Genomic DNA, 11,733 nt, shown 5'->3' on the forward strand with positions numbered 1-11,733 from the left:
CCATCCTGCCGTCTGTCCAGACGGTAATGTCCCTATAATGGCCGTGCCGTGAAATCCGGCTCCGCACGATCATCCAGAGGAGAGCAGTCTTGGCGAGAACGAAAACCACGCGCGCAGCGCCGGCCCCCGGCGCCGGTGTTATCTTCGCGTTGCGTGCGATCGGTCTCGTGCTGCTCGCGCGCTGGCTGTTCTCGATGTCCCAGATGGGCTATCGCTCATCGCTGTCGGCGATGGTGTCGTCGCCGTGGGCGTTCGTCTACCTCGTGCTGATCTTCCTGCTGCTCGCGCTGCCGGGCGCCGTCGCGCGCGCCGAGCGGCCGTTCCATCCGCTGCCGCAGTGGCTGCGCCAGGCGCTGCGCGTCTTTGCGCTGATCGGTTTCCTGTTCGCCGTCTGGTCGATCGGCATGTTCGCGTGGGCGGCCGGCTGGCGCGGCGCGCTGCATGCGGTGACGGCGACCAACGGCTGGCTTGTCGCTGCGCCGGCGCTCTACGCGGCGATCGTCTGGATCTGCCGTCCGCGGCCGCTGTGGCGCACCAACGTGGCGGCACGCCGCTTCGCGGTCGGCCGTTATGCGATTTCGCTCGACATGCTGACGCGCACCGCGATCGTCTGGATGGAAAGCCGCAAGGTTGGCCAGTACGACGCGCGCGAACTGTCGGTGCGCTGGCCCGGCCGGGCGGCGTCCGCCGCGACGCCGGACGCGCAGCCGGCTGCCGTGCCGCCGCGCGGCGGCGGCCTGTTCCGGCGGCCGAAGGTGGAACTGCTGTGGGATTCGCCGGCGGCCGTCGGCCATAACCGGCAGATCGTGATGCGCGCGCCGCTCGCGACTGACGGCGACCGCGTCGCGGTGCTCGCGCTCGACGCAGCGCTCAAGCAGATCGTCTGACAGGGCTCGCGCACCGGGCGCGGGCGACAAGGAGGCGTGATGATCGTCCGTTGGTTGCTGGCTGCCGTTCACCTGAGCGCGTTCGCCGTCGCGTTTGCCGCGATCGCAGGACGCAACCGCGCGTTGCGCCGGCTCATCGCGTCGGCGCAGGCGGCCGACTTGCCCGGCGTATTCAAGGCTGATGCAGCCTGGGGGCTGTCGGCGCTCGTGCTGATCGTGACGGGGCTGATGCGCGCGTTCGGCGGGTTCGAGAAAGGCACCGCGTACTACCTGCACGAACCGCTCTTTCATCTGAAGATGACCGCGCTCGTGCTGATCCTGCTGCTCGAGGTCGTGCCGATGCTCGGGCTGATCCGCTGGCGTGTCGCCGCGCGGCAGCAGCAGATGCCCGAGATCGGGCGGGCGCGCACCTATGTGCGGATCGGCCATTGGCAGGCTGTGCTGCTGGTCGTCATCGTGTTCGCCGCATCGGGGATGGCGCGGGGGATTGGGGCGGCCGGGTAGGGGCAGCCGGCTAGGTCCGGACGGGTAGGTGCTTACGACTAGTTGGTTCGGCCGACCAGGTCCGGCATAGCGACAACCACCCGGATCTCGTTCCACCTGCACGGCCTCTCCGGCCCGACCTCAGCCGGGCCAGCCACGAACAGCACCATTCCTGCCGATTTCGTTCCGACCGGGCGAGCCCGCCGCCCGGTCCGTCCGTGCTCAGCGCACGAGGCAGGGGCGCTTGTTGTTGAACGTCCACCCTGGAATCAGATACTGCATGGCCGCCGCGTCGTCGCGCGCGCCGAGCCCGTGCTGCTTGTACAGTTCGTGCGCGACCGCGACCGCATCCATGTCGATGTCGATGCCGAGCCCCGGCCGCTTCGGCACGTCCACCAGCCCGTTCTCGATCTTCATCGGCTCGCGCGTCAGCCGTTCGCCGTCCTGCCAGATCCAGTGCGTGTCGATCGCGGTGACCTGGCCCGGCGCGGCGGCCGCGACATGCGTGAACATCGCGAGCGACACGTCGAAGTGGTTGTTCGAATGCGAACCCCACGTGAGACCCCAGTCGCGGCACATCTGCGCGACACGCACCGAACCCTGCATCGTCCAGAAGTGCGGATCGGCGAGCGGGATGTCGACGGCCTGCAACTGCACCGCATGGCCCATTTGCCGCCAGTCGGTCGCAATCATGTTGGTCGCCGTCGGCAGCCCCGTCGCGCGACGGAATTCGGCCATCACCTCGCGGCCCGAGTAACCGTTCTCCGCGCCGCACGGATCTTCCGCATAGGCGAGCACATGATGCTGGTCGCGGCACAGCCGCACGGCCTCGTCGAGCGACCACGCGCCGTTCGGATCGAGCGTCACGCGCGCATCGGGGAAGCGCTCGGCGAGTGCGGTCACGGCCTCGATCTCGCTGGCGCCTTCGAACACGCCGCCTTTCAGCTTGAAGTCGTTGAAGCCGTAGCGCGCATGCGCGGCCTCGGCGAGGCGCACGACCGCCTCTGGCGTCAGCGCCGGCTCGTCGCGCACGCGCGTCCAGTCGTCGGTCGCGCCGCTGCCGTCGCGATAGGCCAGCGCGGTCTTCGTGCGGTCGCCGATGTAGAACAGGTAACCGAGCATCTCGACGCGCTCGCGCTGCTGGCCCTCGCCGAGCAGCGCGGCAACCGGCACGCCGAGGTGCTGGCCGAGCAGGTCGAGCAGCGCGGCTTCGAGCGCGGTGACCGCGTGGATCGTCGTGCGCAGGTCGAAGGTCTGCAGCCCACGGCCGCTCGCGTCGCGGTCGGCGAAGGTGCGCCGCACGTCGTTGAGCACCGCATGGTAATTGCCGACCGGCTGGCCGACGACGAGCGCGCGTGCATCGTCGAGCGTGCGGCGGATGCTTTCGCCGCCGGGCACTTCGCCGACGCCGGTCCGGCCCGCGCTGTCCTTCAGGATCACGAGGTTGCGGGTGAAGAACGGACCGTGCGCGCCGCTCAGGTTGAGCAGCATGCTGTCGTGGCCGGCGACCGGAATCGCTTGCAGGTCGACGATGCGCGGCGTGTCGTGGGAAGGCGAGGCTGTGACGGCGTTCATGGGCGGCGATGGCGAAAGGATGGGCAATGCCGTGCGGCAAAAGCTTTGCCGCGCGCGGCGGGAGGTGCGATCATTCGACAACCGACGTGCGCGGCGCGCAAGGCCTGCATGTCGACAGCAACCCGGAACGGGGTGGGAGCGACAACCGGACCAGCGGAGCGCAAACGCGAACGCTGGCTGATCGTAACGCATGGGACCAGGCAGGCGCCGGAACGCCGGCTTGAGTCGACAGGAGATCCGTGCGTCGATCATCAGTCGTCGGATGACTTGTGACGCAGTATAATGAATCATCGGCTGTCGCTCAAACCCCGCGTAAACCCTCGGCCCACACACATTACGATCATTCAAAAAGGAACCGGCCTCATGTCCGTGCCTACGTTTCCCGCCGCGCCGCGCCGTCGCGCACGCAGCCTCGCACAAGATGTCGTCGACGCGCTGACCGCGCAGATCGAAAACGGCACGCTGCGTCCCGGCGACAAGCTGCCGACCGAAACCGAAGTCATGGCGGCGCAGGGCGTGAGCCGTACGGTCGTGCGCGAGGCGATCTCGCGGATGCAGGCGAGCGGCCTCGTCGAAACGCGCCACGGCATCGGCAGCTTCGTGCTGGAGCCGTCGCGCCGCCAGACGCTCGGCATCGATCCCGCAACGATCACGACGCTGCGCGACGTGCTCGCAGTGCTCGAACTGCGCATCAGCCTCGAGAGCGAGTGCGCGAGCCTCGCCGCGCAGCGCGCGAACGATACCGACCTCGCCGCGCTGCGGCGCGCGCTCGATGCGATCGCGACGGGGGCGGGCGGCGGCCGCGATACGGCGCAGCTCGACTTCCAGTTCCACCTGCAGATCGCGCAGTCCACCGGCAACCGCTATTTCGTCGACATCATGACGCAGCTCGGCACGTCGATCATCCCGCGCACGCGCGTGAATTCGGCGCGCTTTGCCGGCGACGACCTCGAGCGTTATGTCGGCCGGCTGAACCACGAGCACGAGGATATCTACGAGGCGATCGCGCGCCACGACCCGGAGGCCGCCCGCGCCGCGATGCGCACGCACCTCACCAACAGCCGCGAGCGGCTGCGCCGCGCGCACGAAGCGGCCGAGGCCGAGCGCGACACGCAGGCCAGTTGATCTGCCGGGCGGTGCGGCCCGCGTTGCCGCAGGCCCGGTCGAATCGCGTCAACATCAGTCGTCATATGAGATCGATGTGACTTCGCCGATCTCCGGGGCCGGGCGGCGTTTCCGCCGCCGGCCGCCGGCACCGCCGATCAGCCTCCCTTCGTCACGATCGTCTTCCACGTGCCGCTCTTCACCTGGTACAGCGTCGACATGCCGCTCTTCAGCGAGCCGTCGTTCGCGAACGAGATGCGGCCGGTGACCCCTTCGAAGTCGATCTTCTTGAGCGCCGGGCGATAGACCTTCGGGTCGGTCGAGCCGGCCGCCTGCATTGCCTTGATTGCGGCCCAGGCCGCGTCGTAGCCGAACTGCGCGTACGACAGCACGTCGACACCGAAGCGCTTCTTGAAGCGCTGTTCGAAATCCTTCCCTTGCGGCAGCTCGTCGAGCGGCCGGCCGTATTCCCACGCCATCGCGCCTTCGGCGGCCGGGCCCGCGATCTTGATGAACTCGTTGTCCTTCACGCCGCCGCCGCCGACGAACTGCGCGTTCAGCCCGAGCTGGCGCATCTGCTTGATGAAGTTCGCGGCGAGAGAATCGAGGCCGCCGAAGAAGATCAGGTCGGGGTTCTTGCCCTTCAGGCTCGTGATCTGCGCGCGGAAGTCGACCGCCTGGTTGCTGGTGAACTCGCGGCCGATGATCGTGCCGCCGGCGGCCTTCACGGCCTTCTCGAACTCGTCGGCCTCGCCCTGGCCGAACGCGGTGCGGTCGTCGATGATCGCGATACGCTTCGCCTTCGTCACGTCGACCGCGTACTTGCCCGCGTTGCCGGCGTTCTGGCCATCGGTCGCGATCACCATGAACATGTTCGCGAGCCCGCGCGACGTGAGCGTCGGGTTGGTCGCGGCCGGATCGATCACCGGGATGCCCGACTTGTCGTAGACGACCGATGCCGGAATCGTCGTGCCCGAGTTGAAGTGGCCGACCACGACCGACACGTTCTGGTCGACAAGCGCCTGCGCGGCCTGCACGCCGATGCGCGGGTCGGCCTGGTCGTCCTGCACGACGAGATCGAAGTGCGCAGGCTTGCCGGCGATCTGTACCTTTTGTGCGGCGGCGTCGTCGAGCGCGAGCTGCACGCCGTTCTGCAGATCCTTGCCGTAGCCGGCGTTCACGCCCGTGAGCGGCGCGGCGAAGCCGACCTTCACGTCGGTTGCGTCGGCGGCCCGGGCGGCCTGTTGCGAGAGGAGGGCAAGCGCGGATGCAAGCGACACCGACAGCAGGGAATGACGGAATTTCATGTGGTTCCTCTTGTTCGATACCTGCGAGTGGGTACCGCACACGCTCGGACGGGCCGGGCGCGTGCGACGGGCGGGCGGTTCGACCGCTTCTCGGAATCGGGCGGGGAGGTCGGGATCGTGATTCTCGGAACAATCTCCCGTCAGGCTCCGCAAAGAGCCCCGATCGCCTCGATATATAGGTCGCCGATATGCACGGGTCTTGGCAATTTGCCGCGCATTCGGTGAGGATTTGCGCACAGCTTCCGCGCGAGCGGTGGTGGCCGGTATCGGGAGTTTCCCGTCGCGAGCGGAACGGGCGGGGAGGAGGGCGGGCGGTGTGGGGCGAAGCGGCGGCGCGGCCCGCCGGGGCCGCGCCGCGCGTGGGATGCCGTCAGTCGGACAGCGCGTCCGATGCGGCTTCGATGTCGTTGTGCGACGAGGTCGTGCGGATCGCCGGGTCGCTGGTGCTCGGGCGGCCCGTTTCGACGTGGCCGGCAAAGCGGCGCTGGAAGCCGAGCGGTTTGCCGTCGCTGATCGTCAGGTCGTACCAGCCGTGGCTGCCGCGCAGGTCCCAGTAGTCGTCGACGTGCGTACCCGGCTTGAGGTCGAACTCGCGCGCATGGCCGTGGCCGTACGCACTCGTGACCTTGAGCCGCACGGCCTTGTGGCCGCGGTTCATCAGGCGCAGCGTGATGTTGCCGTTCGCGACGTCGTAGCCGTAGATCACCTCGGGGTTGACGCTCGCGGGGCCGACCGCCGACGCGGCGGGGCTGCGGAAGTGGCAGTAGAAGCCGTTCGGGCCGTACACGTCGAGGTCGTACAGGCCGAGCGACGGCGCAGGGCTCCACGTGTCGGAGAGCCGCTTGCCGGCGTCGACCGTGTAGCTCCACGGGCCGTCGACGCGGTTGCGCGCCTGGACCTGGAACGCCGCGCCCGCGGCGCCGGTGTTCGCGAAGGTCAGCCGGAACTGGCCGCTCGCGTTGTCGATCCGCCCGTGCACGAACAGTTCGTACGGCAGCGCGCGCGCCGGACGCAGGCCGGGCTCCTGCTTCGGCAGATGCTGGACGACCGGCGGCACCGGGATGTAGTCGGGGTGGCGGGTGCGGTCGGGCGGCGCGTAGCCGCTCGTGTCCGGGAGCTGCGGCCAGCTTGCGTCAGGCGTCGAGAAGTCGAACGCGGACGTCAGGTTGCCGCACACCGTGCGGCGCCACGGCGACACGTTCGCCGCAGTGACCGCATACTGCGCGCCGAACCGCGCCTCGATGAATTGCAGCAGCGACGTGTGATCGAAGGTCTGCGAGCAGACCCAGCCGCCCTTGGTCCACGGCGACACGACGAGCATCGGCACGCGCGGCCCGAGCCCGTACGGGCCGGCCATGTGCGACGCGTCGCCGGCGAACACTTCGTTGGTCGTCGCGACCGTCGACAGCCCGTTGTCGCGCGACTGCGGCGCGAACGGCGGCTGCACGTGATCGAAGAAGCCGTCGTTCTCGTCGTACGTGATGAACAGCGCGGTCTTGCTCCACACGTCGGGATTCGACACGAGCGCCTGCAGCACCTGCTCGATGTACCACGCGCCGTAGTTCGCGGGCCAGTTCGGGTGCTCGGAATAGGCTTCCGGCGCGCAGATCCACGACACCTGCGGCAGCGTGCCGTTCTTCACGTCCTGCTGCAGTACGTCGAACAGCGTGCCGCCCGCGCTGATGTTGGTGCCGGTGCGCGCCTTTTCATACAGCGGCGTGCCGGGCAGCGCGGTGCGGTACTGGTTGAAGTAGAGCAGTGCGTTGTCGCCGTAGTTGCCGATGTACGGGTTTTGCGTCCAGCCCCACGAGCCGTTCGCGTCGAGCCCCGTGCCGACGTCCTGGTAGATCTTCCACGACACGCCGGCCTGTTCGAGCACTTCCGGATAGGTCGTCCAGCCGTAGCCCTTTTCCTCGTTGCCGAGCACCGGGCCGCCGCCCGTGCCGTCGTTGCCGACGTAGCCCGTCCACATGTAATAGCGGTTCGGGTCGGTCGAGCTCGGGATCGCGCAGTGGTACGCATCGCAGATCGTGAACGCGTCGGCGAGCTGGTAGTGGAACGGGATGTCGTCGCGCTTCAGGTACGCCATCGTCGTGGTGCCCTTGTTCGGCACCCACTGGTCGTAGCGGCCCTTGTTCCAAGCGGCGTGCATGTCCTGCCAGCCGTGCGGCAGGTCCTGCAGGAACTGCAGGCCGAGCTTGTCCGCGCCCGGGTGGAACGGGAGCAGCTCGGCCGGGCCGACCGGCTGGTGGAACACCGACTTGCCGTTCGCGAGACGCAGCGCGCGCGGGTCGCCGAAGCCGCGGACACCGCGCATCGTGCCGAAGTAATGGTCGAACGAGCGGTTCTCCTGCATCAGGATCACGATGTGTTCGATGTCGCGGATCGTGCCGGTGCGGCGGTTCGCGGGAATCGCAAGCGCATCTCGGATCACGGGCGGAAAGAGGTTCAGCGCGGCGGCGCCGGCGGTGCCGGCGGCGACGCGCAGGAAATCACGACGGTTCGATCGGGTCATGGTCGTTATCGTGCGGTAAAGAGGGAAGCCGATTGGCAGGACTTACGGGAAAGGCGCGCCCGGGTCGCAGGATGCGGCTGCGCCAGTTCGTGCCGCCGCGAGCATAGCGAGGAATCGGTGTCATTCATGTGAAGTCCGGAAACGTTTGCACGTGAATCGGACCGGCATCGGAACGCGTATCGCCGGCGGTCATGGCGAAGCAGGGGAAGCAGGAAAGCAGGAAAGCAGGAAAGCAGGAAAGCAGGAAAGCAGGGCGGCGCGCATGCGCGCCGGTGAAGCGGAGGTCGGTGCGGGCGCGTCAGGCGTCCGTCACCCACGCGCCGAACCATTCGCTCGGGCGTGCGATCTCGTCCTGCGCGGCGACGAGTTCGAGCTCGTAGCGGCGCGCATCGTAGGTGGCCTTCACGACCGCGTGCACGGCCGCGAGCGTGTGCTCGAACGCGGCGCGCACGGAGTCGCCGCGCAGCCGGCGCGCGACGAAGACCGCGCTGGTCAGGTCGCCGACGCCGACCGGATGGCGCGGAAATGCGTACAGCGGGCGTTGGCCGATCCACGCTTCGGTTTCGGTGACCGCGAGCATGTTGAAGCGGTCGGCCGGGCTGTTGCGGTCGTGCAGGTGCTTGACGAGGATGATCTGCGGGCCGCGGCGGATCAGCGCGCGGCACGCGTCGACGGCTTCGGCGACGGTTTCGATGCGCCGCCCGACGAGTTTCTGCAGCTCGGTGTGGTTCGGCGACATGCCGTCCGCGAGCGCGGGCATCTCCTGGACCATGAATTCCTCGACGCCGGGCTCCGGCCGGATGCCGCCCGTCTGGCCCATCGCCGGATCGCAGAAGTACCACGCGTCCGGATTCATCGTCTTCACCGTACGCACGATCTCGACCGCCGCGCGCGCCTGCGGCGGCGACCCGAGGAAGCCGGACAGCACGGCGTCGCAGCGCTTGAGCGCGCCGATCGCGGCGATCCCGTCGACGAGCTGCTCCATCTTCGCGGCATCGATCGCGCTGCCGGCCCAGTGGCCGTACTGCATGTGATTCGACAACTGGACGGTATTGAGCGGCCAGACGTTGACGCCGAGGCGCTGCATCGGGAATACGGCCGCACTGTTGCCGGCATGGCCGTAGATGACGTGCGACTGAATGCTGAGGACGTTTTTCATGGGAATCGCCTGCACGCGTTTCAGGGTCACGTCACACGATACCCGAGTTCGTCGCGCGCGCGGAAGTCGCGCGGCCCCGGAGTGTTGCGCGCCGTCGTCAGCCGACCGCGTAGAATCGCGGGGCGTGGCGCCGTCTGGCCAGCCGCGTGCGTTTCCAATCACCGTGACCGCCATGCTTCCGATTTGCAAGATGTTGTCCATCGCGCGCGCCGCCCTGTTTGGCGCGGGCGTTGCCTTCGCATGCGCGACCTCCGCCGCCGAAGCCGCCCCGGTGCCCGCCGGCAACGACGGGCCGGCGTACGGCCCGCGCCTGGAGGGCTTTCCCTACCCGGAGCCCGAGCACCGCTACGCGTTCGTATCGCAGCGCGAAACCCTCGAGATGGTGTACATGGACGTGCAGCCGGCGCACCCGAACGGCCGCACCGTCGTGCTCCTGCACGGAAAGAACTTCTGTGCGGGGACCTGGGAAGACACGCTCGGCGTGCTGAGCCGCGCCGGCTATCGCGTGATCGCGCCGGACCAGATCGGCTTCTGCAAGTCGTCGAAACCCGATCGCTACCAGTACAGCTTCCAGCAGCTCGCGCGCAACACGCACGCGTTGCTGGAGTCGATCGGCGTGAAGTCGGCGACGATCGTCGGCCACTCGACGGGCGGGATGCTCGCGATGCGCTATGCGCTGATGTACCCGAAGGCGACCGACCAGCTCGTGCTCGTGAACCCGATCGGCCTCGAGGACTGGAAGGCGCTCGGCGTGCCGCCGCTGTCGGTCGACTACTGGTATGCGCGCGAGCAGAAGACGACGGCCGACGGTATCCGCCGCTACGAGCAGAGCACCTACTACGCGGGCAAATGGTCGCCGTCGTACGAGCGCTGGGTGCAGATGCTCGCCGGGATGTACCGCGGCGCCGGTCGCGATGCGGTTGCGTGGAACTCCGCGCTGATCTACGACATGATCCTCACGCAGCCGGTGGTCTACGAACTCGGTGCGATCCGCGTGCCGACGCTGCTGATGATCGGCGACAAGGACACGACCGCGATCGGCAAGGACGTCGCGCCGCCCGACGTGCACGCGAAGCTCGGCCGCTATCCGGAACTCGCGAAGCGCACGCAGGCGGCGATCCCCGGCGCGCAGCTCGTCGAATTCCCGGCGCTCGGGCACGCGCCGCAGATCCAGGATCCCGACGCATTCCACAAGGCGCTGCTCGACGGGCTGGCGGCCGTGCACCCGCAGTGATGCGGGGCCGGCCGCCGGCGACGCACGCTTGCGCCGTCAGCGCGCGTCGTTCGCGAGTTCGTCGCGGATCTGTGCTGCCAGTTCGAACGAGCGCAGCCGCGCGGCGTGATCGTAGATCTGCGCGGTGATGATCAATTCGTCCGCTCCCGTCTGCGCGATGCGGTCGCGCAGCTTGTCGCGCACCGTGTCGCGCGAGCCGACCGCCGCGAACGACAGCGAATGCGCGACGTTCGCGAGTTCGAGCTCGTTCGCGTCGAGTACGTCGACGGGCGGCGGCAGCTTGCCCGGCGTACCGCGCCGCAGGTTGATGAATTGCTGCTGCAGCGACGTGAACAGGCGCCGCGCCTCGTCGTCGGTATCGGCCGCGAACACGTTGACGCCGACCATCGCATGCGGCTTCGGCCATGCGGCCGACGGCCGGTACTGCGCGCGGTAGATCTCGAGCGCGCGCATCAGGTAGTCCGGCGCGAAGTGCGACGCGAACGCGAACGGCAGCCCGAGCATCGCGGCGAGCTGCGCGCTGAACAGGCTCGAACCGAGCAGCCACACGGGCACGTCGAGCCCTGCGCCGGGCACCGCGCGCACGCGCTGGCCGGGCACCGGCTCCGCGAAGTAGCGCATCAGCTCGGCGACGTCGTCCGGAAACGAGTCGGCGCTGCCGATCAGGTCGCGGCGCAGCGCGCGCGACGTGGTCTGGTCGGTGCCGGGCGCGCGGCCGAGGCCGAGGTCGATGCGCCCCGGATACAGCGACGCGAGCGTGCCGAACTGCTCGGCGATCACGAGCGGCGCGTGGTTCGGCAGCATGATGCCGCCCGACCCGACGCGGATCGTCTTCGTCGCGCCCGCGACATGGCCGATCACGACGGCGGTCGCCGCGCTCGCGATGCCGGGCATGTTGTGATGCTCGGCGAGCCAGTAGCGCTGGTAGCCCCAGCGCTCCGCGTGCTGCGCGAGATCGACGGTGTTGCGGAACGCCTGCGAGGCGTCGGCGCCGGCCGGAATGGGGGCGAGATCGAGTACGGAAAACGGAGTCATCGGGTGGCCTTCGAAAGGGGGCGCGCGGTGATGCGCTTACGCAACAAATGCGAAGAATTTTGCCAAAGGGTTCCGGAACGTGCTTGGCGCGCGCCGATACCCATGCGCCTTACAGGGGTGTAGGGTCGAATGGGTGATTGTTGCAAAAATCAATCTAATTGCTGATTAATTACCAATCTTTACCGCGATTGGATGTGAATCCGCATCGACCTACAAATTTGCACGAAACGTTTGATTTTCAAGACTGCAATACGCCTGCAAAGTGCTTACGTTAACGTGAACGCGGTTGCGCCTGAATGGTGCGCCGACTGCGCAGCTTTGCCGGAATTGCACCAGTCCGTTTCTCGTAGTGCCGAGCGCGGGGTGCCGCGGGCTGCTAAAATCCGGCGCTTGCCCATGTTGTGCCGATGCTCGCCATTCGAATCTTCCCGCAC

General features: G+C 68.1%; 9 protein-coding genes. 4 read left to right on the forward strand and 5 right to left on the reverse strand.

The genetic code is table 11. The features are described from left to right. The first annotated feature begins 89 nt into the window (after nucleotides 1-89). A complete protein-coding gene (locus LXM88_RS10755; RefSeq protein WP_262542030.1) occupies nucleotides 90-887 on the forward strand; it encodes a hypothetical protein in 798 nt (265 codons plus the stop codon). 39 nt (nucleotides 888-926) lie between these two features. Beyond that, complete coding sequence (locus LXM88_RS10760; RefSeq protein ID WP_262542033.1) at nucleotides 927-1,391, forward strand: DUF2214 family protein; 465 nt, start codon at nucleotides 927-929, stop codon at nucleotides 1,389-1,391. Nucleotides 1,392-1,592: 201 nt separating this feature from the next. Here LXM88_RS10760 and gudD read toward each other — a convergent pair whose 3' ends face one another. Further along, on the reverse strand, nucleotides 1,593-2,945 hold the full coding sequence (gene gudD, locus LXM88_RS10765) for a glucarate dehydratase (protein ID WP_262542036.1): 1,353 nt from the start codon (nucleotides 2,943-2,945) through the stop codon (nucleotides 1,593-1,595). Between the two features lie 363 nt (nucleotides 2,946-3,308). Here gudD and LXM88_RS10770 point away from each other — a divergent pair, with 363 nt between their 5' ends. Next, nucleotides 3,309-4,070: a FadR/GntR family transcriptional regulator gene (locus LXM88_RS10770; RefSeq protein ID WP_048249500.1), complete on the forward strand. Its 762-nt coding sequence runs from the start codon at nucleotides 3,309-3,311 to the stop codon at nucleotides 4,068-4,070. Between the two features lie 137 nt (nucleotides 4,071-4,207). Here LXM88_RS10770 and LXM88_RS10775 read toward each other — a convergent pair whose 3' ends face one another. The 3 genes from LXM88_RS10775 to pdxY all read right to left on the reverse strand — a co-directional run bounded on the left by LXM88_RS10775 (nucleotide 4,208) and on the right by pdxY (nucleotide 9,030). Then, nucleotides 4,208-5,356, reverse strand: a complete 1,149-nt coding sequence (locus LXM88_RS10775) for a branched-chain amino acid ABC transporter substrate-binding protein (protein ID WP_262542040.1) — start codon at nucleotides 5,354-5,356, stop codon at nucleotides 4,208-4,210. A gap of 370 nt (nucleotides 5,357-5,726) precedes the next feature. Continuing rightward, nucleotides 5,727-7,871: a phosphocholine-specific phospholipase C gene (locus LXM88_RS10780; protein ID WP_262542042.1), complete on the reverse strand. Its 2,145-nt coding sequence runs from the start codon at nucleotides 7,869-7,871 to the stop codon at nucleotides 5,727-5,729. A gap of 298 nt (nucleotides 7,872-8,169) precedes the next feature. Beyond that, complete coding sequence (gene pdxY / locus LXM88_RS10785) at nucleotides 8,170-9,030, reverse strand: pyridoxal kinase PdxY (protein WP_047900216.1); 861 nt, start codon at nucleotides 9,028-9,030, stop codon at nucleotides 8,170-8,172. Between the two features lie 172 nt (nucleotides 9,031-9,202). Here pdxY and LXM88_RS10790 point away from each other — a divergent pair, with 172 nt between their 5' ends. Then, nucleotides 9,203-10,264 carry an alpha/beta fold hydrolase gene (locus LXM88_RS10790; RefSeq protein WP_262542046.1) on the forward strand — a complete coding sequence of 354 codons (1,062 nt, stop codon included), beginning with the start codon at nucleotides 9,203-9,205 and terminating at the stop codon, nucleotides 10,262-10,264. A gap of 36 nt (nucleotides 10,265-10,300) precedes the next feature. Here the strand turns inward: LXM88_RS10790 and LXM88_RS10795 are convergent, their stop codons facing one another. After that, nucleotides 10,301-11,299 carry an LLM class flavin-dependent oxidoreductase gene (locus tag LXM88_RS10795; RefSeq protein ID WP_262542048.1) on the reverse strand — a complete coding sequence of 333 codons (999 nt, stop codon included), beginning with the start codon at nucleotides 11,297-11,299 and terminating at the stop codon, nucleotides 10,301-10,303. Nucleotides 11,300-11,733: the final 434 nt, after the last annotated feature.

The sequence above is a fragment of the Burkholderia sp. S-53 genome, from assembly GCF_025560745.1.
Taxonomy (GTDB): Bacteria; Pseudomonadota; Gammaproteobacteria; order Burkholderiales; family Burkholderiaceae; genus Burkholderia; species Burkholderia pyrrocinia.

Excerpts from the sequence above, each read along its gene's own strand:
- LXM88_RS10770 (WP_048249500.1), top strand. The coding sequence starts at position 3,309 with ATGTCCGTGCCTACGTTTCCCGCCGCGCCGCGCCGTCGCGCACGCAGC.
- LXM88_RS10790 (WP_262542046.1), top strand. The coding sequence starts at position 9,203 with ATGCTTCCGATTTGCAAGATGTTGTCCATCGCGCGCGCCGCCCTGTTT.
- pdxY (WP_047900216.1), bottom strand. The coding sequence starts at position 9,030 with ATGAAAAACGTCCTCAGCATTCAGTCGCACGTCATCTACGGCCATGCC.
- LXM88_RS10780 (WP_262542042.1), bottom strand. The coding sequence starts at position 7,871 with ATGACCCGATCGAACCGTCGTGATTTCCTGCGCGTCGCCGCCGGCACC.
- LXM88_RS10775 (WP_262542040.1), bottom strand. The coding sequence starts at position 5,356 with ATGAAATTCCGTCATTCCCTGCTGTCGGTGTCGCTTGCATCCGCGCTT.
- LXM88_RS10795 (WP_262542048.1), bottom strand. The coding sequence starts at position 11,299 with ATGACTCCGTTTTCCGTACTCGATCTCGCCCCCATTCCGGCCGGCGCC.
- LXM88_RS10760 (WP_262542033.1), top strand. The coding sequence starts at position 927 with ATGATCGTCCGTTGGTTGCTGGCTGCCGTTCACCTGAGCGCGTTCGCC.
- gudD (WP_262542036.1), bottom strand. The coding sequence starts at position 2,945 with ATGAACGCCGTCACAGCCTCGCCTTCCCACGACACGCCGCGCATCGTC.